At 69.9% G+C, this 23,559-nt stretch carries 25 protein-coding genes; 17 read left to right on the forward strand and 8 right to left on the reverse strand.

The annotated features are described in order from the left end of the window. Positions 1–143: 143 nt before the first annotated feature. Positions 144–767: an RBBP9/YdeN family alpha/beta hydrolase gene (locus HWY45_RS13010; RefSeq protein WP_059803366.1), complete on the reverse strand. Its 624-nt coding sequence runs from the start codon at positions 765–767 to the stop codon at positions 144–146. 180 nt (positions 768–947) lie between these two features. On the opposite strand from HWY45_RS13010, the gene HWY45_RS13015 reads away from it, so the two are divergent. The 5 genes from HWY45_RS13015 to HWY45_RS13035 are packed head-to-tail and all read left to right on the forward strand — an operon-like array spanning position 948 to position 4,014. After that, positions 948–1,385, forward strand: a complete 438-nt coding sequence (locus HWY45_RS13015) for a VOC family protein (RefSeq protein ID WP_059566414.1) — start codon at positions 948–950, stop codon at positions 1,383–1,385. 5 nt (positions 1,386–1,390) lie between these two features. Next, positions 1,391–2,332, forward strand: coding sequence for a 2-hydroxyacid dehydrogenase (locus HWY45_RS13020; RefSeq protein ID WP_059883185.1), 942 nt, complete (start codon positions 1,391–1,393; stop codon positions 2,330–2,332). Positions 2,333–2,362: 30 nt separating this feature from the next. Then, a complete protein-coding gene (locus tag HWY45_RS13025; protein ID WP_059883183.1) occupies positions 2,363–3,295 on the forward strand; it encodes a hydroxymethylglutaryl-CoA lyase in 933 nt (310 codons plus the stop codon). 24 nt (positions 3,296–3,319) lie between these two features. Continuing rightward, the gene (locus tag HWY45_RS13030) at positions 3,320–3,826 is read left to right on the forward strand and encodes a YbaK/EbsC family protein (RefSeq protein WP_059803371.1); all 507 of its coding nucleotides are present in this window, start codon (positions 3,320–3,322) and stop codon (positions 3,824–3,826) included. Beyond that, on the forward strand, positions 3,823–4,014 hold the full coding sequence (locus HWY45_RS13035; protein ID WP_059566410.1) for a DUF1289 domain-containing protein: 192 nt from the start codon (positions 3,823–3,825) through the stop codon (positions 4,012–4,014). The genes HWY45_RS13030 and HWY45_RS13035 overlap by 4 nt, the downstream gene beginning before the upstream one ends. 471 nt (positions 4,015–4,485) lie before the next feature. Here HWY45_RS13035 and HWY45_RS13040 read toward each other — a convergent pair whose 3' ends face one another. Beyond that, a complete protein-coding gene (locus HWY45_RS13040) occupies positions 4,486–5,388 on the reverse strand; it encodes a DMT family transporter (protein WP_059886464.1) in 903 nt (300 codons plus the stop codon). 113 nt (positions 5,389–5,501) lie between these two features. Between HWY45_RS13040 and HWY45_RS13045 the strand changes: the two genes are divergently transcribed. Further along, complete coding sequence (locus tag HWY45_RS13045) at positions 5,502–5,993, forward strand: Lrp/AsnC family transcriptional regulator (RefSeq protein ID WP_059886466.1); 492 nt, start codon at positions 5,502–5,504, stop codon at positions 5,991–5,993. 17 nt (positions 5,994–6,010) lie between these two features. On the opposite strand, the gene HWY45_RS13050 is transcribed toward HWY45_RS13045, so the two are convergent. Next, a complete protein-coding gene (locus HWY45_RS13050) occupies positions 6,011–6,907 on the reverse strand; it encodes an alpha/beta fold hydrolase (protein WP_017334464.1) in 897 nt (298 codons plus the stop codon). A 290-nt stretch (positions 6,908–7,197) separates the two neighbouring features. Here HWY45_RS13050 and HWY45_RS13055 point away from each other — a divergent pair, with 290 nt between their 5' ends. Next, positions 7,198–8,157: an NAD(P)H-dependent flavin oxidoreductase gene (locus HWY45_RS13055; RefSeq protein ID WP_059566406.1), complete on the forward strand. Its 960-nt coding sequence runs from the start codon at positions 7,198–7,200 to the stop codon at positions 8,155–8,157. A 104-nt stretch (positions 8,158–8,261) separates the two neighbouring features. Here HWY45_RS13055 and HWY45_RS13060 read toward each other — a convergent pair whose 3' ends face one another. The 3 genes from HWY45_RS13060 to HWY45_RS13070 all read right to left on the reverse strand — a co-directional run bounded on the left by HWY45_RS13060 (position 8,262) and on the right by HWY45_RS13070 (position 11,269). After that, on the reverse strand, positions 8,262–9,224 hold the full coding sequence (locus HWY45_RS13060) for a LysR family transcriptional regulator (RefSeq protein ID WP_059803378.1): 963 nt from the start codon (positions 9,222–9,224) through the stop codon (positions 8,262–8,264). 151 nt (positions 9,225–9,375) lie between these two features. Beyond that, on the reverse strand, positions 9,376–10,449 hold the full coding sequence (locus HWY45_RS13065) for a porin (RefSeq protein WP_059803380.1): 1,074 nt from the start codon (positions 10,447–10,449) through the stop codon (positions 9,376–9,378). Positions 10,450–10,792: 343 nt separating this feature from the next. Beyond that, the gene (locus HWY45_RS13070) at positions 10,793–11,269 is read right to left on the reverse strand and encodes a hypothetical protein (RefSeq protein WP_059803383.1); all 477 of its coding nucleotides are present in this window, start codon (positions 11,267–11,269) and stop codon (positions 10,793–10,795) included. Positions 11,270–11,617: 348 nt separating this feature from the next. Here HWY45_RS13070 and HWY45_RS13075 point away from each other — a divergent pair, with 348 nt between their 5' ends. From HWY45_RS13075 to HWY45_RS13100, 6 genes are all read left to right on the forward strand, one after another. Beyond that, positions 11,618–12,646, forward strand: a complete 1,029-nt coding sequence (locus tag HWY45_RS13075; protein WP_059566402.1) for a bile acid:sodium symporter family protein — start codon at positions 11,618–11,620, stop codon at positions 12,644–12,646. 166 nt (positions 12,647–12,812) lie between these two features. Continuing rightward, complete coding sequence (locus tag HWY45_RS13080) at positions 12,813–14,648, forward strand: EAL domain-containing protein (protein WP_059566401.1); 1,836 nt, start codon at positions 12,813–12,815, stop codon at positions 14,646–14,648. 226 nt (positions 14,649–14,874) lie between these two features. Beyond that, positions 14,875–15,891, forward strand: coding sequence for a LacI family DNA-binding transcriptional regulator (locus HWY45_RS13085; RefSeq protein ID WP_059566400.1), 1,017 nt, complete (start codon positions 14,875–14,877; stop codon positions 15,889–15,891). Next, a complete protein-coding gene (locus HWY45_RS13090) occupies positions 15,888–17,168 on the forward strand; it encodes an AGE family epimerase/isomerase (protein WP_059566399.1) in 1,281 nt (426 codons plus the stop codon). The genes HWY45_RS13085 and HWY45_RS13090 overlap by 4 nt, the downstream gene beginning before the upstream one ends. Then, the gene (locus HWY45_RS13095) at positions 17,165–18,073 is read left to right on the forward strand and encodes a carbohydrate kinase family protein (RefSeq protein WP_059886467.1); all 909 of its coding nucleotides are present in this window, start codon (positions 17,165–17,167) and stop codon (positions 18,071–18,073) included. The genes HWY45_RS13090 and HWY45_RS13095 overlap by 4 nt, the downstream gene beginning before the upstream one ends. A gap of 95 nt (positions 18,074–18,168) precedes the next feature. Continuing rightward, positions 18,169–18,390: a hypothetical protein gene (locus tag HWY45_RS13100; protein WP_059566397.1), complete on the forward strand. Its 222-nt coding sequence runs from the start codon at positions 18,169–18,171 to the stop codon at positions 18,388–18,390. 19 nt (positions 18,391–18,409) lie between these two features. On the opposite strand, the gene HWY45_RS13105 is transcribed toward HWY45_RS13100, so the two are convergent. Continuing rightward, positions 18,410–18,604 (reverse strand): DUF2905 domain-containing protein, encoded by a 195-nt coding sequence (locus HWY45_RS13105; RefSeq protein WP_017334475.1) that lies wholly within the window; start codon positions 18,602–18,604, stop codon positions 18,410–18,412. A gap of 12 nt (positions 18,605–18,616) precedes the next feature. Further along, positions 18,617–19,807 (reverse strand): class I SAM-dependent methyltransferase, encoded by a 1,191-nt coding sequence (locus HWY45_RS13110; protein ID WP_059803484.1) that lies wholly within the window; start codon positions 19,805–19,807, stop codon positions 18,617–18,619. 13 nt (positions 19,808–19,820) lie between these two features. On the opposite strand from HWY45_RS13110, the gene HWY45_RS13115 reads away from it, so the two are divergent. The 4 genes from HWY45_RS13115 to glmU all read left to right on the forward strand — a co-directional run bounded on the left by HWY45_RS13115 (position 19,821) and on the right by glmU (position 23,528). After that, positions 19,821–20,585, forward strand: coding sequence for an SDR family oxidoreductase (locus HWY45_RS13115; protein ID WP_059886469.1), 765 nt, complete (start codon positions 19,821–19,823; stop codon positions 20,583–20,585). A gap of 55 nt (positions 20,586–20,640) precedes the next feature. Further along, positions 20,641–21,045 carry a dihydroneopterin aldolase gene (locus tag HWY45_RS13120; protein WP_059566394.1) on the forward strand — a complete coding sequence of 135 codons (405 nt, stop codon included), beginning with the start codon at positions 20,641–20,643 and terminating at the stop codon, positions 21,043–21,045. Next, complete coding sequence (gene ttcA / locus HWY45_RS13125) at positions 21,042–22,031, forward strand: tRNA 2-thiocytidine(32) synthetase TtcA (protein WP_059566393.1); 990 nt, start codon at positions 21,042–21,044, stop codon at positions 22,029–22,031. The genes HWY45_RS13120 and ttcA overlap by 4 nt, the downstream gene beginning before the upstream one ends. Before the next feature lie 135 nt (positions 22,032–22,166). Beyond that, complete coding sequence (gene glmU, locus HWY45_RS13130; protein ID WP_059886471.1) at positions 22,167–23,528, forward strand: bifunctional UDP-N-acetylglucosamine diphosphorylase/glucosamine-1-phosphate N-acetyltransferase GlmU; 1,362 nt, start codon at positions 22,167–22,169, stop codon at positions 23,526–23,528. Positions 23,529–23,559 lie beyond the last annotated feature (31 nt).

Consider the following 23,559-nt stretch of genomic DNA (forward strand, 5'->3'; position numbering starts at 1 on the left):
TGCGCAGCGCCCTGCGGGGCGGGCATCGGCCCGCGCCACAGGGCGTTTTTCATGACGATGTATGCGGTAGCGGCATCGCCCGCCGCGAGATACGGCGCGGCCTGTCCGGCTCGAGAAACGACGACGCGCCGGCTCCGGCGCCCTCAGACCGCGTGCGCCAGCACCCCGCCGGCGACGGCCGCATCGAACTCGCCCGCCTCTTCACGAAAGCGCAGCGGCGCCGCGCAATGCACGAGCGTGTCGACGAAATACTTCGCGCGCGGCCACGGCCCGAAGCCGGCCGCGGTGTTGATGTGGCCCGCGTCGCCGAGATTGACGAACGCGCTGCCGAGCCGCTGCGCGAGCGTGCGGGCATCGCCGAGCGACATCCACGGATCGGTCTCGCTGCCGATCACGATCGACGGCACCGGCAGGCGCCGCGCGTCGAATGCGCCGGCGAACGCGAATTTCAGCGGACTGGCCGGCGCGACGAGCAGCACGCCGGCCACGTCGCCCGCGTGCGGCCACTGCGCGAGCGCATGCGCGGCGGCCAGGCAGCCGAAGCTGTGCGCGGCGAGCACGAACGGTCCGCGCTCGCGTTCCAGCAGCGCGCGCACCGACTGCGCCCAGCCCGCGAGATCCGGCGCGTCCCAGTCATCCTGCTCCACGCGCAGCGAACGCGGGAACTGGCGCTCGAGCCAGGTCTGCCAATGTGCGCCTTCGCTCCCGTGCAGGCCGGGGACGGTGATGAGCCGCGGCGGCCAGGCCGATTTGCTGCATGCGCGCATGATTGCCCTCGCTAGCTTGAAGACGAGGCCCGATTGTGGCGTGCCGCGCGCGGCGGCCGAACCAATATTTTGTGCTTTGCTTTTCCGCCGCCGGGATCGCACCGCGTACCGCGCGCCGGCCACGGCGACGCAAGCGCCCGCGAAACCGTAGAATGTGAGGTTCCAGAAAGGAGACACCCGATGCCCGCTACGCCCGCCGGCGCGCTGCGCCCGTTCCACCTCGCCTTTCCGGTGTCGAGCCTCGCCGCCGCCCGCACGTTCTACGGCGGCCTGCTCGGTTGCCCGGAAGGCCGCAGCTCCGAGCATTGGGTCGATTTCGACTTCTTCGGCCATCAGCTCGTCGCGCACCTCGCGCCGGACGAAACGGGCGCGAGCACGGTCAACCCGGTCGACGGCGACGACGTGCCGGTGCGCCACTTCGGCGTCGTGCTGGCGATGGACGAATGGCACGCGCTCGCAGGCAAGCTGAAGGCCGCGCACACGCGCTTCGTGATCGAGCCGCACATCCGCTTCAAGGGCGAACCCGGCGAGCAGGCGACGATGTTCTTCCTCGACCCGTGCGGCAACGCGCTCGAGTTCAAGGCGTTCGCCGACATCGGCCAGCTGTTCGCGAAGTAGCCCGCATGAAAGTCCTGTTCTACTCGCCGTTCCAGGAAGCCGACGCATGGCGCGCCGAGCTCGCGCACGCGCTGCCCGAAGCCGACCTGCGCGCGTGGCAGCCGGGCGATGCGGCCGCCGCCGACTACGCGCTCGTGTGGCGCGCGCCGCGCGAGCTGTTCGCGCCGCGCGACGGCCTGCGCGCGATCTTCAACCTCGGCGCGGGCGTCGACGCGCTGCTCGCGCTCGAACGCGCGCACCCCGGCACGCTGCCGCGGCACGTGCCGCTCGTGCGCCTCGAGGATTCGGGCATGGCGCAGCAGATGGTCGAATACGTGACGCACGCGGTGCTGCGCTACCTGCGCCGCTTCGACGAATACGACGCACTGCAGCGCGCGCGCCAGTGGCGCGTGCTGGAGCCGCATCCGCGCGCGAGCTTCACCGTCGCGGTGCTGGGCCTCGGCGTGCTCGGCGCGCAGGTCGCGCAGGCGCTCGCCGGCCTCGGCCTGCCGGTGCGCGGCTACAGCCGCGGCCCGAAGCGGCTCGACGGCGTGGCGACCTATGCGGGCGCGGCCGAGTTCGACGCGTGCATCGACGGCGCGAAGGTGCTGGTGAACCTGCTGCCGAGCACGCCCGATACCGACGGCATCCTCGCCGCGCGCACGTTCGCGCGGCTCGCGCCGGGCGCGTACGTGATCAACGTCGCGCGCGGCGCGCATCTCGTCGAAGCCGACCTGCTCGATGCGCTCGCCGGCGGCCGCATCGCCGCCGCGACGCTCGACGTGTTCCAGCATGAACCGCTGCCGGACGATCATCCGTTCTGGCGCACGCCGCGCATCACGATCACGCCGCACAGTTCCGCCGAGACGCTGCGCGCGGAAGCGATCGCGCAGATCGCCGGCAAGATTCGCGCGTTCGAGCGCGGCGAACCCGTCAGCGGGATCGTCGACTACGCACGCGGCTACTGACCGGCGAATTTCAAATACCAGGAGACAGCCATGACCTTCCCCACCGCCGTCAAGATCGTCGAAGTCGGCCCGCGCGACGGGCTGCAGAACGAAAAGACCTTCGTGCCCACCGACGTGAAGATCGCGCTCGTCGACCGCCTGTCGCGCGCGGGCTTCCGCAACGTCGAGGCCGCGTCGTTCGTGTCGCCGAAATGGGTGCCGCAGATGGCCGACGGCGCCGACGTGATGGCCGGCATCGAGCGGCGCGCGGGCACGATCTACTCGGTGCTCACGCCGAACCTGAAGGGCTTCGAGGGCGCGCTCGCCGCGCGCGCGGACGAAGTGGTGATCTTCGGCGCGGCGAGCGAGGCGTTCTCGCAGCGCAACATCAATTGCAGCATCGCCGAGAGCGTCGCGCGCTTCGAGCCGGTCGCGAAGGCCGCGAAGGACGCGGGCCTGCGGCTGCGCGGCAGCGTGTCGTGCGCGCTCGGCTGCCCGTACCAGGGCGACGTGCCGGTCGCGTCGGTGGTCGACGTGGTCGAGCGCTTCGCGGCGCTCGGCTGCGACGAGATCGACATCGCCGACACGATCGGCGTCGGCACGCCGCGGCGCACGCGCGAAGTCCTGGCGGCCGTCACCCGCGTGTTCCCGCGCGAGCGCGTGTCGGGCCACTTCCACGACACCTACGGGCAGGCGCTCGCGAACATCTACGCGGCGCTGTTCGAAGGCATCGAGATCTTCCACGCGTCGGTCGCAGGCCTCGGCGGCTGCCCGTACGCGAAGGGCGCGACCGGCAACGTCGCGACCGAGGACGTGCTGTACCTGATGCAGGGCCTCGGCATCGACACCGGCATCGACCTCGCGCAGGTGGTCGCCGCCGGCGAATTCATCTCGAACACGATCGGCCGCGCGAACGCGTCGCGCGCCGGCCGCGCGCTGCTCGCGAAAGCGCAGAGCGCGGCGGACGCTTCGACCTGCGTCTGACCTGACTTTCCACGGATTCCCCCCATGACGACATCTGCTTCACTCGACTCCCTCCCCGACTCCGCGCGCCGCGTCGCGATACTGCTGCGCGAGCGCGGCCACGCGAAAGACATCGTGATGCTCGCCGAAACCGGCAAGACGTCCGCCGAAGCGGCGGCCGGGCTCGGCTGCTCGGTCGCGCAGATCGCCAAGTCGATCCTGTTCCGCCGCCAGGCGGACGGCGCGCCGGTGCTGGTCGTCGCGAGCGGCGTGAACCGCGTCGACGAGAAGAAGGTCGCCGCGCAGGTCGGCGACGTCGGCCGCGCGGATGCGAAGTTCGTGCGCGACAACACCGGCTATGCGATCGGCGGCGTGTGCCCGATCGGTCATCTGGTCGAACCCGTCACGCTGATCGACGCCGACCTGCTCGCGCTCGACAGCCTGTGGGCCGCGGCCGGCCATCCGCATGCGGTGTTCAACCTGTCGCCGCAGGAGCTCGTCGCGCTGACCGGCGCGCCGGTGGCCGACGTCGCGCTGCGGGAGACCGCATGAGCGACGTGCCGGAAAGCGCTGTCGCGTCGCCGTGCACCGGCGTGTGCCGGATCGATCCGCGCACCGAATGGTGCGCGGGCTGCCTGCGCACCCGCGACGAAATCAAGGGATGGCGCGCGTCGGACGACGACGCGAAGCGCGAGGTGCTCGCCCGGCTCGACGCCCGGCGGCGCGCGCACGCCGCCTGACGGCCGCGCATAAAAAAATGCCGCTCACCTGACGGGTGAACGGCATCTCGAATCGGAATCCTGTGAACGTGATCAACGTCACAGGTCGCATCATACGAGTGCGGCCAGCGCATCGCATCGGGTGTTTCCCTACAACTTCTTACAGCGCGTTGCACGCTTGCCGTAGCGGGCCCCGTAGCAGTTCCGGTAGCCGTAGCGGTTCCGGTAGCCGCAAGCCGTAGCAGTCCCGGTAGCCGCAAGCCGTAGCAGTCCCGGTAGCCGCAAGCCGCAGCGGTCCCGGTAGCCGCAAGCCGCAGCAATCCCGGTAGCCGCAAGCCGCAGCGGTCCCGGTAGCCGCAAGCCGCAGCGGTCCCGGTAGCCGCAAGCCGCAGCAGTCCCGGTAGCAGCAAGCCGCAGCAGTCCCGGTAGCAGCAAGCCGCAGCGGTTCCGGTAGCCGCAAGCCGTAGCGGCGAGCCGCATCGCACGACCGTTTCAGCTCCCCGCCACCGCACGGCGCGCCGGCACGATCCGCCAGCCGAGATTGACGCCGGCCGCCGCGAGCAGGATCAGCAGCGCGCCGAGCACCTGCGTCCACTCGAGCGTCTGCCCGAATGCGACGCGGTCGACCGCGATCGCGACCACCGGATAGACGAACGACAGCGCGCCCGTCATCGCGGTCGGCAGCTTCTGGATCGCGCCGTACAGCAGCACGTACATCACGCCCGTGTGCACGACGCCGAGCACGACGACATCGAGCCACTGCGCGGGCGACGCGGGCAGCGTGTCGAACCGCGCGAACGGCGCGAGCATCACGACGCCGAGCCCGACCTGCAGCAGCGCGAGCAGATGCGGCGGCGTGCCCTTCAGGTGCTTGGCGATGATCGACGACACCGCGTACAGGAACGCCGCGCCGAGCGCGAGCGCGACGCCTTCGAGATACTCGCCGGGCACCGCGAGCACGGCCGGCTCGACGCGCACCACGCAGACGAGCCCGACGAACGCGAGCAGCAGCCACACGACGGTCGACGCGGTGATCCGCTCGCGGAACACGAGCGCGCCGAGCGCGACCAGCATGAACGGCTGCGTGTTGTAGACGGCGGTCGCCATCGAGATCGACGCGCGCGAATACGCGGCGAACAGCAGCAGCCAGTTCGCGACGATCGCGACGCTGCCCGCCGCGGCGAGCACGAGCATGCGCGGCGAGAACAGCGCGCGGCGCAGGAAGCCGAATGCCGCGCAGACGAGCGCGAGCGTCGCGCCGCCGAACACGCAGCGGAAGAACACCACATTGGCGAGCGGCTGGTGCGACGACATCACGAGCCAGCCGATCGTGCCGGACATCAGCATCGCGACGGCCATCTCGGCAGCGCCGCGGCGAATTTCGTTCGAAGCCATGGAAGGGTCCCGTCTGGAGGAATCGATGACTTCGATTCTAGGAACTTGCTTTCGCGATCTCCACGACTAAACTGAAGCAAATCCGCCGTTTCACCTTCGAAAGCAAAGCCATCATGACCAAACGCCTTACCCCGCCCGCAGTGGCCGCGCTCGACGCGACCGACCGCGCGATCCTGGCCGCGCTCGCCGACGACGCGCGCCTCGCCACCAGCGAGCTTGCGCGGCAGATCGGCCTGTCGGCGCCCGCGACCGCGGATCGCGTGCGGCGGCTCGAGGCGCAGGGCGTGATCGCCGGCTTCACCATCGAGCTCGATCCGCGCGCGCTCGGCTACACGCTGCAGGCGATCGTCCGCGTGAAGCCGCTGCCCGGCCAGCTGCATCTGGTCGAGGAGCTGCTGCGGCGCATTCCCGAATTCGTCGAATGCGACAAGGTGACCGGCGACGACTGCTTCATCTGCCGGCTCTACCTGCGCTCGATCGAGCAGCTCGACGTCATCCTGTCGAAGGTGACGGAGCGCGCGGAGACGAGCACCGCGATCGTCAAGTCGACGCCGGTGCCGCGCCGGCTGCCGCCGCTCGCGGACGACCATCCGGCGCACCGCTGACGCGCGGTTCAGATGGATCAGGCGGCCGGGTCGCGCGCCTCGAAGAACGCGAGCATCTCGTCGATCAGGTCGACGGGCGCTTCTTCCGGAATGTAGTGCCCGCAGTCGAGCGCACGGCCGCTGACGTCGCGCGCGACGTGCCGCCATTCGTCGAGCGGATCGAAGCAGCGCGCGACGATCCCGCGCGCGCCCCACAGCACGCGCAGCGGGCACGCGACCTTGGTGCCGCGCTCCAGGTCGGCCTGGTCGTGCTCGAGATCGATCGTCGCCGACGCGCGGTAGTCCTCGCACATCGCGTGCACGGCGCCCGGCTGCGCGAGCGCCGCGCGATACGCGTTCAGCGCCTCCGGCGCGAACGGCGCGAGGCCCGCCGAGCGGTTGCCCATCACGCGCTCGATGTACGCGTCGGTGTTGCCGCCGATCAACGTTTCCGGCAGCGGCTCGGGCTGGATCAGGAAGAACCAGTGGAAGTACGCGGTCGCGAACGCGCGATCGGTCTTCTCGTACATCGCGAGCGTCGGCGCGATGTCGAGCAGCATCATCCGCTCGACCGCGTCGGCGTGATCGAGCGCGAGCCGGTGCGCCACGCGCGCGCCGCGGTCGTGCGCGCACACGTAGAAGCGCTCGAAGCCGAACTGGCGCATCACCGCGACCTGGTCGGCCGCCATCGCGCGTTTCGAATACGGCGTGTGCTGCGCATCGCTCGCGGGCTTGCCCGATGCGCCGTAGCCGCGCAGGTCGGTCGCGACCACCGTGAAATGGTTCGCGAGCGTCGCGGCGACGCGATGCCAGATCATGTGGGTTTGCGGATGGCCGTGCAGCAGCAGAAGCGGCGGCCCCGCGCCTCCTTTGACACCGAAGATGTCGGTGTCCTGCACCGTTACTCGAAACGGCGCAAACGCCTCAAACGACATGGTTTGTTTCTCGTGGGTTTGTTATAGGGAGCTATTGTAGGAGCGCGCTCGGCGCCGCACAGCGGCGTGGATACCCGAATTCATAGAAAGAGAGCACTCACTCGATTGCCGCCTGCCGGCGCGATTTGATACGCTCGCATACAATCGCACGATCGTTCGTATTAATATGGAGCGCCCACCTTCCCGGGCGGGAACACCGGATACACTCGAAGCGCCCGCGCACGATCGTTTGGATGAGACCCGCGTAAGCAACCGAAGCGCTCATGCGGGTCGACAATTGGAGACTTCACATGGCATTGCCCGCCGTCCTGCAGCATCTGACGCTGCCCGTCATCGCGTCGCCGATGTTCATCGTCAGCTACCCCGAACTCGTGCTCGCGCAATGCAAGGCGGGCATCGTCGGCTCGTTCCCGGCGCTCAACGCGCGCCCGGCCGAGCTGCTCGACGAATGGCTCACGCAGATCCAGGCCGAGCTCGCCGACCACAAGGCGAAGCACCCCGACGCGGTGATCGGCCCGATCGCGGTCAACCAGATCGTCCACCAGTCGAATGCGCGGCTCGAGCACGACATCCGCGTGTGCGTCGACCACAAGGTGCCGATCTTCATCACGAGCCTGCGCGCGCCGTCGCGCGAGATCGTCGACGCGGTGCACAGCTACGGCGGCATCGTGCTGCACGACGTGATCAACCTGCGCCACGCGCAGAAGGCGCTCGAGGCGGGCGTCGACGGGCTGATCCTCGTCGCGGCCGGCGCCGGCGGCCACGCGGGCACGACGTCGCCGTTCGCGCTCGTCGGCGAAGTGCGCCGGATCTTCGACGGCCCGATCGTGCTGTCCGGCGCGATCGCGAACGGCGGCTCGATCCTCGCCGCGCAGGCGATGGGCGCCGACCTCGCGTACATGGGCACGCGCTTCATCGCGACGCAGGAAGCGCACGCGATCGAGGACTACAAGCACGCGATCCTCAACGCGAAGGCCGCCGACATCGTCTACACGAACCTGTTCACCGGCGTGCACGGCAACTACATCCGCGAGAGCATCGAGAAGGCCGGGCTCGATCCGGACGCGCTGCCGGAATCCGACAAGACGAAGATGAACTTCGGCGGCGACAAGACGAAGGCGTGGAAGGACATCTGGGGCGCGGGCCAGGCCGTCGGCCTGATGGACGACCTGCCGAGCGTCGCGACGCTCGTCGAGCGCCTGAAGCGCGAATACGACGACACGCGGGCGCGGCTCGGCATCGCGCGCTGATACGGCACATCGCGTGCGGCGCGTAGCACCTAAAGCGCCGCACCAAGCAAAAAGCGCGGACCGTCGCCGGTCCGCGCTTTTGTTGTCTGCGGAGAAAACGCCGATCAACCCGCGCGCTTGATCCGCGTGATCGGCGTCACGCGCAGGCGGGATTCGATCGACGGGCACAGCGACTGATCCTCGAAGCGCGCGGCGAGGAAATCGACGAACGAACGCACCTTCGCCGACACGTGGCGGCGGCTCGCATACACCGCATAGATCGGCAGCTCGCGCGGCGGCACCGCGTCGAGCAGCACCGGCACGAGACGCCCGGTTTCGAGGTCGTCGCCGACCACCTCGGTGCCGAGCAGCGCGATGCCCGCGCCGCCGAGCACGGCCGCGCGCAACCCTTCCAGGTGATTGACGATCAGGTTGCCGCTGAGCGTCACGCGCGACGCGGCGGCCGCCTCGGTCACCATCGAATCGAGCACGGTCGCATTCGTGTCGCGCCGCAGGTAGTTGTGCTGCGCGAGATCGGCGATCGTGCGCGGCGTGCCGCGCTTCGCGAGATAGTCGGGCGACGCGACGAGCAGGATATGCGCGGTCGCGATCTGCCGCGCGACCAGCGACGACGACTTGAGCCCGCTCGGCGCCGCGCGCACCGCGACGTCGTAGCCTTCGTCGATCAGCTCGACGACGCGGTCGGACAGCGTGATCTCGACCGTCACGTCCGAGTAGCGGTCCGCATAATCGGTGACCGCCTGCATCACGTGCCGCAGCCCGAACGCGGACAGCGACGTCACGCGCAGCCGCCCTTGCGGCACGACGCTCGCGGCGCCCACCGCCTGCCCGGCTTCGTCGAGCTCGGACAGCGCCTGGACGAGGCGTTCGTAGTATTCGCGCCCCGCTTCGGTGGGCGCGACGCGGCGGGTCGTGCGATGCAGCAGCCGCGCGCCGAGCTGCTGCTCGAGATGCATCACGTGCTTGCTCGCCATCGCCGCCGACATCTGCATGCGCTCCGCCGCGCCGACGAAGCTGCCCACTTCGACGACGTAGCGAAACACATTCATGCTGACGAGGGTATCCATCGAACTGGCTCGCAATTGAAATAAAACGTGCAATTACGAACTAGAGTAACAAAGCTGGAAAACCTAAAGGTCAACAATGGCAAAACGGCGCCGCAAAAGAGCGGCGCCGTTCCTGACGAAAAACAGGGGGCGACCGGCGTGCCCGCGAGGGTCAGAACTTCGCGCGGATGCCGGCGCCGAACGTGTTGCCGTTCGACAGGCCGCTGATGTGGTCGTTCATGTACGCGGTGTAGAGGTCGGTGCGCTTCGACAGCGGATAGTCGTAGCCGAGCGCCCACGTCTGGCGCGTCTGGTTCAGGCCGCCGGAGTCGCGCGAGTAAGCGTACGACGCCATCGCACAGCCCGGGCCGAGCGGCACCGTCACGCCGCCCTGCGCGGTGTTCACGTGCCAGCTGCCCGCCACCTGGTCGTTCTTCGTATACATGTACTGGCCGAACAGCTTCACGAACTTCAGGTCGTAGGTCGCGCCGACCTGCGCGATGCCCTGGCTCTTCATGCCGGTGACGAGCGAACTCAGATCGCGCGGGCCGTTGTTGAAGTTCACGTACTGATAGACGGCGGTGGCCGCGAACGGGCCGCTCGCATAGTTGAACTGCGCGCTCCATTTCTTCGCGCCGTTGTCGCCGGCCTGGTTGCCGAACGCGTACATCGCGCCGAAGTTCATGCCGCCGAACGCCGGCGACGTATACGACACCGCGTTGTTCCAGCCCGAATCGCCCACCGCGCCCTGGTCGCTCGGATAGGTCGGGAACGTGCCGAGGCCGAGGAACGTGTGATAGACCATCGGCGAGAACACGTACGAGTCGAAGAACGGGTTGAACAGGATCGTCGACACGAACAGGTGCGTCGTCAGGCGGCCGGCCGTCACGGTGCCGTACGGCGAGCTGACGCCCACGTACGCGTTGCGCGCGAAGAAGGTGTCGCCGTTGAAGCGGCCGAACTGGCCGTTCTGCGCGCGGAAGAAGCTTTCGAGCGTGAAGATCGCCTTGTAGCCGCCGCCGAGGTCCTCGGTGCCGTGCATGCCCCAGTACGACGTCGACATCCCGCCGCCGGACACGCCCCATGCGCGGTCGCTGCCCGGGAATTTCGTTGCGCCGACCCATTCGTCGACCTGGCCGTAGAGCGCGACGTTCGACTGCGCGTGAGCAGGAACGGCGACGACGCAGGCGGTGGCCGCGATCAACGTGGCGGACGTGCGCGACGCACGGCGGGCGAATGCTTTCATGGGATCTCCAGGTATTGTCGAAAAGAAATCGGGCGGCGCGAGCGTTGTTATGTGAGCCGATGCTTGCGTCGTGCAGGGGCGCAGCCATCTTTACGGATCAATAGTCCGGTCAAAAATACGGGCGCTTATTGCGGGTATAGCGGCGGCATTAACTTCGCAGGGGCGAATCGACGGGCTGGCGACGCGCGGCGGCGGCGCGCGGGATCGTCACGCGGCGGCACGGCGCGCGTCATGCGCGAGGCCGGGCGGGAAGATAGCGCAATGCAGCAGGAAAATCAGCGGAAATCTGCGCGCGACTGTGGCGAATTCGCATCAGCCGGCGGGGGACGGAACGCGAGCGCGTTCAGTTTCGGTAGAAAGGCGAGAAATACGGCGAATGCGCAGGCTCTTCCTGCGCGCGAGGCGGCGGCATCGGCCGGCCGCCGCGCTCTTCGTTGTAGCGGGCGACGTCGGCGCGGATCGACCCCGCGCGCAGCGGCACGTTGCCGCCGCCGGGCGGGCGCGGCGCCTGCCGCGCGTCGGCGCTGATCGGGCGGTACGGGCTTTGCGCGGCGTAGTGGCCGTACGACGGCGTCGGCCGCAAGCCCCAGCGGGGGCCGTAGCCGTTCATGCCCATCCGCGGGCCGCCGCCCGCCTGCGGCGCGTGGCGCCAGATCGGCTGGCCGCCGCCGGCTGCCTGACCGTGCGCGCGCAACCCGCGATCGCCGCCGCCGAAGCCGCGCCCGCCATGCGGCGGCTGCGCGAGCGCGAGCGGCACCAGCAGTGCGGCGAGCACGCCTGCCACCCATCGTCCGATCTTCCGTTTCACCCGATCCGTCATCGTTCAGTGCCTGATTTCGCTTGCCCGCCGGCCGGTCCGGGCCGGGCGCAAGGCTTTCAGCAGTAATTTATGAGCGGGGCGAAAGCGTGTCGAGCCAAAAAGTGTTAGGCCTGGGGCATCGGTGTAACACCATGTTACTGCTAGGTTTTTCGACCTCGGGGACGGATCATTGCAGCACATTTTTCTGCCGTTTTCGTCATCGGCATGAAGCGAGAATCCGGTCGTAGCGCATTCGATGGATTCATCAATCGATTCATACAATGAATTTGTGTATTGAATGTGCAGCCCGGACAATACGGCGATCCGCGCGCATGCGCGGCCTCCCCTGTCGCTCCGATCGAGATCCCGATGGCCCGCCCCCGCTACCTTCCCGACAACTTCACGCTCGCCCTCGTCGGCACCGTCGTGCTCGCGAGCCTGCTGCCGTGCCACGGCGCGGCCGCGCACGCGTTCAACTGGGCGACCAACATCGCGGTCGGCCTGCTGTTCTTCCTGCACGGCGCGAAGCTGTCGCGCGAGGCGGTGGTCGCCGGCGCGACGCACTGGCGGCTGCACGCCGTCGTGCTGCTCAGCACCTTCGCGCTGTTCCCGCTGCTCGGCCTCGCGCTGAAGCCGGTGCTGCAGCCGCTCGTCACGCCGGCGCTGTACGCGGGCGTGCTGTTCCTGTGCACGCTGCCGTCGACGGTGCAATCGTCGATCGCGTTCACGTCGATCGCGAAAGGCAACGTGCCGGCGGCGGTCTGCGCGGCGTCCGCGTCGAGCCTGCTCGGCATCTTCGTCACGCCGGCGCTGGTCGGGCTGATGATCGCGACGCAATCGGCCGCGACCGCATCGCCGTGGAGCACGGTCGGCAGCATCGTGATGCAGCTGCTCGTGCCGTTCGTCGCCGGCCAGCTGCTGCGGCCCGTGATCGGCGGCTGGATCGAGCGCAACCGCGGCGTGCTGCGCTTCGTCGACCAGGGCTCGATCCTGCTCGTCGTCTACGTCGCGTTCAGCGAGGCGGTCAACCAGGGGCTCTGGCACCAGATCCCGCCGCGCGCGCTCGCGGGGCTGCTCGCCGTCAACCTGCTGCTGCTCGCGATCGCGCTGCTGCTCACCGCGTTCGTGGCCAGGCGGCTCGGCTTCAACCGCGCCGACCAGATCACGATCATCTTCTGCGGCTCGAAGAAGAGCCTCGCCGCCGGCGTGCCGATGGCGAAGGTGATCTTCTCCGCGCACGCGGTCGGCGCGATCGTGCTGCCGCTGATGCTGTTCCACCAGATCCAGCTGATGGCCTGCGCGGCGCTCGCGCAGCGCTGGGGCGCGCGCAACCTGAGCGACGAGCGCGACGCGGCCGCCGCGCCTGCGCAGGGCGCGCTGAACGCCGGCAAGCGCTGACGCGCACGCCCCGGCGCAGGCGGCGGTGCGTGCCGCCCGTCGCGCCGGCCGAGCCTGCCGCACGAAGCGATGCACCAACACGGCGCATCGTGTCACGAAATCTTCATTCAATTCTCCCTGCGCGGCGCCGTTAAGCCGGGCGTTCCGTCGATTCGGCCGTCCTGCCATGCCCGCCACCTCCGCCGCCCCCGATGCCGCCCGAACCGCACGCCTGATCGCGGATCGCGCGCTCGCCGCCGTGTTCCAGCCGATCGTCGACCTCGGCTCGGGCACCGTCATCGGCTATGAAGGCCTGATCCGCGGGCCGCACGGCACCGACCTCGAGCCGCCCGCCGCGCTGTTCGCGCAGGCCGCGCGCGAAGGCGCGACCGTCGCGCTCGAGCACGCGGCCGCGCTCACCTGCCTGGACGCGTTCGCGGCGCTCGGCTGCGACGGCAAGCTGTTCCTCAATTTCAGCGCGGGCGCGATCGTGCAGCTCGCACGCGAACGCGAGCAGGCCCGCATGCGGCTCGAGCGCGCGCAGATCGGCGCCGAGCGCATCGTGATCGAACTGACCGAGCAGCACGCGAGCCCGGACCTCGCGCACGTCGGGCCGGCCGTCGCGGCGCTGCGCGACGCGGGCATCCAGTTCGCGCTCGACGACTACGGCACCGCGAACGCCAGCATGAACCTGTGGCTGCGCCTGCATCCCGACGTCGTGAAGATCGACCGCTTCTTCATCCACGACATCGCGCGCGATCCGCTGAAGTTCGAGGCGGTCAAGGCGATGCAGCATTTCGCGCACGCGAGCGGCGCGAAGCTGATCGCCGAGGGGATCGAGCACGAACGCGACCTGATCGTCGTGCGCGACATGGGCATCGGCTGCGTGCAGGGCTTCCTGCTCGGCCGCCCGCTCGCGCAGCCGGCCCGCGTGGTCGCGCCGGCTGCGCGCGATGCGATCCGCGCGCGCCACATCGCGGTGTTTCCGGGCGCGACGCGCGCCGCGCGCCCGAACGGCACGGTCGCCGCGAAGATGCTGGTCGCCGCGCCGGCGCTGCCGCGCGACGCGACCAGCAACGAGGTGCTCGACCTGTTCAACCGGATGCCCGAGCTGCACGCGGTCGCGCTGGTCGAACACGAGCGGCCCGTCGCGCTCGTGAACCGCCGCGGCTTCATGGACCGCTTCGCGCTGCCGTACCACCGCGAAGTGTTCGGCAAGAAGCCATGCCTGCAGTTCGCGAACGACGCGCCGCTGATGATCGAGAACGCGACGAGCGTCGAACAGCTCGCGATGCTGCTCGCGAACAACGACCAGCGCTATCTCGCGGACGGCTTCGTGATCACCGAGCACGGCCGCTACGTCGGGCTCGGCACCGGCGAGAGCCTGGTGCGCGCGGTGACCGAGATGCGCATCGAGGCCGCGCGCTACGCGAACCCGCTGACCTTCCTGCCCGGCAACATCCCGATCAGCGCGCACATCGACCGGCTGCTCGAGCGCGACGCGGGCTTCCACGCGTGCTACGTCGACCTGAACCAGTTCAAGCCGTTCAACGACCAGTACGGCTACTGGCAGGGCGACGAGGTGCTGAAGTACGCGGCGACCGTGCTCGCCGCGTGCTGCGACCCGCAGCGGGATTTCCTCGGCCACGTCGGCGGCGACGATTTCCTGGTGCTGTTCCAGAGCGACGACTGGCATGCGCGCGCAGCCGCCGCGATCAGCCGCTTCAACGAAGGCGCGCAGCGCTTCTACACGCAGGCCGACCATCGCGCGGGCGGCCTGCGCGGCGAGGATCGCCACGGCAACCCGGCGTTCTTCGGCTTCGTGACGATGGCGATCGGCGCGGTCGGCGTGCCGGCGGGCGCGTACCGGGCGATCCGCTACGGCAGCGACGAGATCGCGTCGGTCGCGGCGCTCGCGAAACGGCGCGCGAAACAGCAGCCCGACGGGCTCGCGGTGGTCGATCTCGACGCGGGCCGCGCGGCACTGCTCGCACGCGGCGAACCCTCCGCGACGCCGCATTGACTCATCCGGGCGCGATGCCCGGCCGCACGCCGGCCGCGCATGGCCGCCGATTGACGGCGACCTTGCCTTTTGCCGCGCCTGTTTAGTATTTTTAGTAAATGCGTTCGCGCAGATTAGTGCTTTAAATCAACGGATTTACGGGTATTCCCGGTGAATCCGGCACGATTTTCACGAAGCGTTTTACTATACAATCGCCGTCACCCTAAACAAACCCGGATTCCGAACGATGGGCACCACCATTCGCGACGTGGCGCGGGCGGCAGAGGTCTCGATCGGCACCGTGTCCCGCGCGTTGAAGAACCAGCCGGGGCTGTCCGAAACCACTCGCGCGCGCATCGTCGAGATCGCGCGGCGCCTCGGCTACGATCCCGCGCAACTGCGGCCGCGCATCCGCCGGCTCACCTTCCTGCTGCATCGCCAGCACAACCGGTTTCCCGCCAGCCCGTTCTTCTCGCACGTGCTGCACGGCGTCGAGGACGCGTGCCGCGAGCGCGGCATCGTGCCGACGCTCCTGACCGTCGGCCCGAACGACGACGTGCTGCGCCAGATGCGCCCGCACGCGCCCGACGCGGTCGCGGTGGCCGGCTTCATCGAACCGGAGACGATCGAGGCGCTCGCCGCGACCGGCCGCCCGCTCGTGCTGATCGACCTGTGGGCGCCCGGGCTGCGCTCGGTCAACATCGACAATGCGACCGGCGCAGCGCTCGCGATGCGCCACTTGCTTGCCACGGGCCGCACCCGCATCGCGTTCATCGGCGGCTCGCCCGCGCACTACAGCATCACGCAGCGCGCGATCGGCTACCGGCGCGCGTTCTTCGAGGCCGGGCGGCTGTTCGACCCGGCCTACGAAATGACGATCGATGCGGGGCTCGACCCGGACACCGGCGCCGCGCGCGCGATGCAGCAGCTGCTCGACGCGCCGGGCCCGCGCCCGGACGCCGTATTCGCGTACAACGACGCCGCCGCGCTCGCCGCGCAGCGGGTGTGCCTCGCGCGCGGGCTGCGCGTGCCGGGCGACATCGCGATCGTCGGCTTCGACGACATTCCCGCCGCCGCGCACGCGAGCCCGCCGCTCACGACGCTCGCGGTCGACAAGGAAGCGCTCGGCCGCCGCGGCGTCGAGCTGCTGCTCGCCGATTCCCCGGAACACACCGAGATCTGGCTGCCCGTCGAACTGATCGTGCGGGCCAGCAGCCAGCCCGCCGCGACGCCGGCCTTCGACACGACGCTCACCGAATCATGACTACGCCCCCGGTCCAACCCAGCCCGGCTGCGCCGGCCGCGCACGCGCACCCCGCGCCGTTCGTCGCGAGCTTCCGCGATCCGTCGTTCCTGCTGTCGCACGTCGAGGACACGCTGCGCTTCTACGCGCCGAACGCGCTCGACCCGACGGGCGGCTTCTATCACTACTTCCGCGACGACGGCAGCGTGTACAACCGCACGTCGCGCCATCTCGTCAGCAGCTGCCGGTTCGTCTTCAACTACGCGATGGCGTACCGGCATTTCGGCGATCCGCGCCATCTCGACTACGCGCGCCACGGGCTGCGCTTCCTGCGCGACGCGCACTGGGACGACGCGCTGCAAGGCTATGACTGGGAGCTGGACTGGCGCGACGGCGCGAAGCGCGCGACGCTCGACGGCACGCGGCACTGCTACGGCCTCGCGTTCGTGCTGCTCGCGGCCGCGCACGCGACGATGGCGGGCATCGACGAGGCGCGGCCGCTGATCGCCGCCACCTACGAACTCGCCGAGCACCGCTTCTGGGATGCCGCCGCGGGCCTCTACGCGGACGACGCGACGCCGAACTGGATCGTGTCGAGCTACCGCGGCCAGAACGCGAACATGCACATGACCGAGGCGCTGCTCGCCGCGTACGAGGCGACCGGCCACCTCACCTACCTCGACCGCGCGGAGAAGCTCGCGACGAACATCACGCAGCGCCAGGCGGCGCTGTCGGGCGGGCTCGTGTGGGAGCACTACCACGCGGACTGGTCGGTCGACTGGGACTACAACAAGGAGGACAGCTCGAACATCTTCCGGCCGTGGGGCTTCCAGCCCGGGCACCAGACCGAATGGGCGAAGCTGCTGCTGATCCTCGAGCGGCACCGTCCGCTCGACTGGCTCGTGCCGCGCGCGGCCGAGCTGTTCGACGCGGCGCTCGCGCACGCGTGGGACGCCGATCACGGCGGGCTCTGCTACGGCTTCGGCCCCGATTTCACGATCTGCGACCACAACAAGTATTTCTGGGTGCAGGCGGAAAGCTTCGCGGCGGCTGCGATGCTCGGCGCGCGCACCGGCGGCGAGCGCTTCTGGGACTGGTACGACGAGATCTGGCGCTACAGCTGGGCGCACTTCGTCGATCACCGCTACGGCGCGTGGTTCCGGATCCTCACCTGCGACAACCGCAAGTACAGCGACGAGAAGAGCCCCGCCGGCAAGACCGACTATCACACGATGGGCGCGTGCTACGACGTGCTCGCGACGCTCGCGCGCGCGGCGCGCAGCGAACCGACGCAATGAACGACCACGCCCTCCCGGCGTTCGTGTCGGCCGGCGACATCCTGACCGACATGGTGCGCACCGGCGACGCGCACTGGGCGTCGGTGCCGGGCGGCGCCGGCTGGAACGTCGCGCGCGCGGTCGCGCGGCTCGGCGTGCCGAGCGCGCTCGCGGGCGCGATCGGCGAGGACTGCTTCTCCGATGCGCTGTGGCGCGCGAGCGACGCGGCCGGGCTCGACCTGCGCTTCCTGCAGCGCGTCGCGCGGCCGCCGCTGCTCGCGATCGTGCACGAAACGCAGCCGCCCGCGTACTTCTTCATCGGCGACGCGAGCGCGGATCTCGCGTTCGACCCGGCGCGGCTGCCGGCCGGCTGGGCCGCGCACGTGAAATGGGCGCATTTCGGCTGCATCAGCCTCGTGCGCGAACCGCTCGCGGGCACGCTCGTTGCGCTTGCCGCCGAGCTGCACGCGCGCGGCGTGAAGATCAGCTTCGACCCGAACTACCGGAACCTGATGACGGCCGCGTACCGGCCGACGCTCGAGAAGATGGCCGGCCTCGCCGACCTGATCAAGGTCTCCGACGAGGACTTGCGGCACCTGTTCGGCGGCAGCGAAACCGACGCGATCGCCGCGCTGCGCGGGATCAATCCGCGCGCGGCGCTGTTCGTCACGCGCGGCGCGGATGCCGCGACGCTCATCGCCGACGGCGGCACGCACGAAGCGCGCCCGCCGCGCGTCGAGGTCGTCGACACGGTGGGCGCGGGCGACGCGTCGATCGGCGGGATGCTGTTCAGCCTGATGGCCGCGCCGCAGCGGCCGTGGCGCGAGCACCTGGCGTTCGCGCTCGCGGCGGGCGCCGCCGCGTGCCGCCGCACCGGCGCGCACGCGCCGACGCTCGACGAAGTCGTCGCGCTGCTCGAACGCTGAGGATGCGGGCGGCGGCCGGCCGCCGCCATGCACGCGGCGCTGTACATGTTGCGGCGCAGTGCTACGATGAAGTGTCCTTTTGCGGGAGAGGCATCATGGACACCAACACGTTCACGAAGGGCATCTACACGGCGAAAGCGCATACCCGGCACGCCGGCAACGGCCAGTTCCAGGGTTACGTGATCCTGAGCCGCGACGAAGGCGAATCGCCGGACAACACGGTGTACGACGTCGGCAGTACGAGCACCAACGAGGAAGAAGCGTTCAACGAGGCGAAGGCGCTCGCCCATCGCATCCTCGGCGAGATCGAGCTGTGACGCGCGCGCCGCCCGCGCGTCAGACGAGCCGCGCCACCATCGACACCAGCATCGTGATCACCAGCGTCGACATGAACGGGAACGGGTAGCGCCGCCCGCCGAGCGTGAGCGTCACGTCGCCCGGCAGCCGCCCGACGCCCAGCCGGCCGAGCCACGGCCAGCAGCGCGTGAGGATCATCACGGCCACGAACGACGCCATCAGCCAGCGCAGCATCGGCGGTGCCCGTCAGAGCGCGTGCGAGCGGTCGCCGCGCGCGAACGCGTCGAGCGTGCCGTCGATGCCGCGCGAGAACGCGATCACCTTGAACAGCTCGCCCATCTCCGCCTCCGAAATCAGCTTCTGCACCGCGTTCGCCGCGGGCAGGAACTGCGCGGCGTCGGACGGATCGATCTGCGCGAGCGCGTCGGTGATGCCCGCGTTCAGCAGGAAGCGCGCCTGCGACGTGTAGCCGAGCAGGTCGGCGCCGGTGGCGACGCCCGCCTCGTAGATGCCCGTGAATTCGACGTGCGCGGTGATGTCCTGCAGCCCCGGATAGAGGAACGCATCGTCGTGCGCGCGATGGCGGTAGTGGCACATCAGCGTGCCGCGGTCGCGCTGCGGGTGGTAGTACTCGTGTGCGGGAAAGCCGTAGTCGACCAGCAACACCGCGCCGCGCGCGAGCATCGTGCAGACGGTGCGGGTGAACGCGAGCGCCGCCTCGTGGGTCTCGGTCACGTAGCCGTCGGCGGCGTCGAGCGCGGCCAGCGCCGGCGGCACGTCGGCCGGCGCGGCCGGACGATCCTCGAACACGAACGCCTGCCGCGCGTCGAGCGCGACGCCGCGCTCGTGCCACGCGCCGTCCGCCTTCGCGAACAGCCGCACCGGCATCGCGTCGAGCACCTCGTTGCCGACCACGACGCCGTCGAACCGCTCGGGCAGCGCGTCGAGCCAGCGCACCTTCGCCGCGAGGCCCGGCGCGGCGGCCGCGATCGTGTCGCGCTGCCGCTCGCGCAGTTCGCCGGACAGGTCGACGATCAGGTATTCGTCGAGCTCGGCCCCGAGCGCGTCGAGCGCCGCGAGCAGCCCCGCCGCGAGCTTGCCGGTGCCCGCGCCGAACTCCATCACGCGGCGTGTGCCGCTCGCCGCGAGCGCCTGCGCGACCGGCCGCGCGAGCGTCTGCGCGAACAGCGGCGACAGCTCGGGCGCGGTGACGAAATCGCTGCCGTCCTCGGCGCGCCGGCCGAACTTGCGCGCGCCGCCGCTGTAGTAGCCGAGGCCCGGCGCGTACAGCGCGCGTTCCATGAAGCGGGAGAACGGCAACCAGCCGCCGGCCGCCGCGATCTCGCCGCGCAGCTGCGTGGCGAGGGTTTCGGACTGCGCAAGCGCGTCGGGGCCGGGAGCAGGTAAACTAGCGGGTTCGTGAGCTTTCGGGTTCATCCCGGCATTGTAAATGACCGTTTCAGCCGATACGTCGAGCGCACGCGTGGTGCTCATCGCGGGCGCCCTGGACAGCGCGGCCGACGCCGCGTCGATCGGGCGCGCGCTGGCCACGGGGTTCGCCGGGCGCGGCTGGGACGTCGCACTGCAGCGCGGCCGCGACGCGCCGCCCGCGGCTGCCGATGCGCTGGTGGCCGAGGTCCGCGCGCTCGGGCGCCGCGCCGCCGTGCTCGACGCCGATCTGGCCCTCGAAGCCGAGGCCGCCGGGCTTGTCGCGGCATGCGGCGCGGCGCTGGGCCGCCCGGCCTGCGTCGTGTTCCATGGCGTGCCGGCGGGCGCCGACGACGCGCACACGGTGTGCCATGCGTCGCTCGCCGCCGCGCTCGCGCGCAACGTCACCGCGCCGCTCGCGCTGGCCCGTGCGCTGGCGGACGCGACGCCCGACGCCGCGCGCACGGACGAAGCGCTGCGCGCGTGCGCAATCCACGTGCTGGACCAGGCGCTGTTTCACCCGGCGCCCGGGCAGCTGTCGCACGCGCTGATGCAGGCCGCGCTGAACCGCGCGAGCGCCGCGCTGGCGCTGTCGCTGGCGCCGAAGGTGCGGGTCGCGGCGCTGGTGCGCGGGCGGGCGCCGCACGCGGACGACATCGCGACGGCGGCCTGTTACCTCGCGGACGCGCCCGGCATCACCGGCGCGACGCTGACCGTCGACGGCGGCGAGCACCTGGCGGTGCCGCCGGCCGCCGGCCCGAATGAACCGCGCGGGCGCACGCCGTGATGGCCGCCGCCCGCGCCGCTTTGCGTGCGCGCACGCCAATTTGACTGGAACGACCATGCATTCCGCCCTCCTGCACCCCCGCCTCGCGGATTGCCGCAGGCTCTACCTGCGCGACTACGAGGTGCACATCAACATCGGGGCCTTCGAGCACGAGAAGCGCGGCGAGCAGCGCGTCGTCATCAACGTCGACCTGTTCGTGCCGCTCGCGCGCTCCACCCCGGTCGACGACCGGCTGCACGAAGTCGTCGACTACGATCTGATGAAGCAGAGCGTCGCGCAATGCCTGGCGCGCGGCCACATCCACCTGCAGGAAACGCTGTGCGACGCGATCGCCGCGCACCTGCTGGCGCACGACGCCGTGCGCGCGGTACGCGTCCGTACCGAGAAACCGGACGCCTATCCGGACTGCGACGCCGTCGGCGTCGAGGTCTTTCGCATCAAGGACGAGGAGCGAGCATGAACGCCCCCCATACCCCCCATCTGAATGATTCGGCCGCCGCTGCCGCGCCGGCCGACACCGGCCGCCCCGCGCTGACGCGCCGCGAGCAAAAAGAAGCGTACGAGAACAACAAGCTGTTCAAGCGCATCGTGCGCCAGGTCGGCCAGGCGATCGGCGACTACAACATGATCGAGCACGGCGACAAGGTGATGGTGTGCCTGTCGGGCGGCAAGGACAGCTACGCGATGCTCGACGTGCTGCTGCGCCTGCGCGAGCGCGCGCCGATCGACTTCGACATCGTCGCGGTGAACCTCGACCAGAAGCAGCCGGGCTTTCCCGAGCACGTGCTGCCCGAGTACCTGACGCAGGTCGGCGTGCCGTTCCACATCGAGAACCAGGACACCTACAGCATCGTCAAGCGGCTCGTGCCCGAGGGCAAGACCACCTGCTCGCTGTGCTCGCGGCTGCGCCGCGGGATCCTGTACCGCGTGGCCGGCGAGCTCGGCGCGACCAAGATCGCGCTCGGCCACCACCGCGACGACATCCTTCAGACGCTGCTGCTGAACATGTTCTACGGCGGCAAGCTGAAGGGAATGCCGCCGAAGCTGCAGTCGGACGACGGCAAGAACGTCGTGATCCGCCCGCTTGCATACGTGAAGGAAACCGATCTGGAGAAATACGCGGAGCTGCGCGAATTCCCGATCATCCCGTGCAACCTGTGCGGCAGCCAGCCGAACCTGAAGCGCGCGGAAATGAAGGCGCTGATCCGCGAATGGGACAAGCGCTTCCCGGGCCGCGTCGACAACATGTTCAGCGCGCTCGCGAACGTCGTGCCGTCGCACCTGATGGATACGGGCCTGTTCCCGTTCGCGTCGCTGCGCGCGAGCGGCGAGGCCGATCCGCAGGGCGACATCGCGTTCGACGAGGAGCCGTGCGCGTCCGGCGAAGAGACCGCCGCGCCGGGCGCCGCGAAACCGATCTCGATCGTCCAGTTCGACGACCTGTAAGCAGGGCCCGAACACCCGCCGGAACCGGGCCCCGCGGCCTCGTTCCGGCGCTGTCGCCCCGCCGCGACAGGCCCGGAACGACAGGGGCCGCATGCTAAAATGGACGGCTTCGAACTCCTCTGACAAGCTGGCGCCATGAATATCGTGATTTTGGCGGCAGGCACCGGCAAGCGCATGCGTTCCGCGCTGCCGAAAGTGCTCCATCCCCTGGCCGGCAGGCCGCTCCTCTCCCACGTCATCGCCACTGCGCGCGCACTGCAGCCGTCCCGGCTCGTGGTCGTCGTCGGCCATGGCGCGGAGCAGGTGCAGGCGGCGGTCGCCGCGCCCGACGTGCAGTTCGCGGTGCAGGCCGAGCAGCTCGGCACCGGCCACGCGGTGCGCCAGGCGCTGCCCCTGCTCGATCCCGCGCAGCCGACCCTCGTGCTGTACGGCGACGTGCCGCTCACCCGCGTGTCCACGCTCGAGCGCCTCGTCGACGCCGCGCGCGACGGCCGCTACGGCATCCTGACTGTCACGCTCGACGATCCGACCGGCTATGGCCGCATCGTGCGCGACCCGGCCGGCTTCGTCACGCGCATCGTCGAGCAGAAGGACGCGTCGCCGGAGGAGCAGAAGATCGCCGAGATCAACACCGGCATCGTCGTCACGCCCACCGCGCAGCTCGCGATGTGGCTCGGCGCGCTGAACAACGACAACGCGCAGGGCGAGTACTACCTGACCGACGTGGTCGAGCTCGCGATCGAGGCCGGCTTCGAAGTCGTCACCGCGCAGCCGGACGCCGAATGGGAAACGCTCGGCGTGAACAGCAAGGCGCAGCTCGCCGAGCTCGAGCGCGTCCACCAGCGCACGCTCGCCGACACCCTGCTCGCCGACGGCGTGACGCTCGCCGATCCGGCGCGGCTCGACGTGCGCGGCACGCTGCGCTGCGGCCGCGACGTGTCGATCGACGTGAACTGCGTGTTCGAAGGCAACGTGACGCTCGCCGACAACGTGGCGATCGGCCCGAACTGCGTGATCCGCAACGCGTCGATCGGCGCGGGCACGCGCGTCGACGCGTTCACGCACATCGACGGCGCCGAACTCGGCGCGCACACGGTGATCGGCCCGTACGCGCGGCTGCGCCCGGGCACGCAGCTCGCCGACGAAGCGCACGTCGGCAACTTCGTCGAGGTGAAGAACGCGGTGATCGGCCACGGCTCGAAGGCGAACCACCTCACGTATATCGGCGACGCCGACATCGGCGCGCGCGTGAACATCGGCGCCGGCACGATCACCTGCAACTACGACGGCGCGAACAAGTTCCGCACCGTGATCGAGGACGACGTGTTCGTCGGTTCGGACACGCAGCTGGTCGCGCCGGTGCATGTCGGCCGCGGCGTGACGATCGCCGCGGGCACGACGATCTGGAAGGACGTCGCCGACGGCCTCCTCGCGTTGAACGAGAAGACGCAGACCGCGAAGAGCGGCTACGTCCGCCCGGTCAAGAAGAAAAGCTGAACACCCTGCGGGCGCCGTGGTTGCGCCCGCT

It is taken from the genome of Burkholderia stagnalis (genome assembly GCF_902830275.1).
Lineage (GTDB): Bacteria > Pseudomonadota > Gammaproteobacteria > Burkholderiales > Burkholderiaceae > Burkholderia > Burkholderia stagnalis.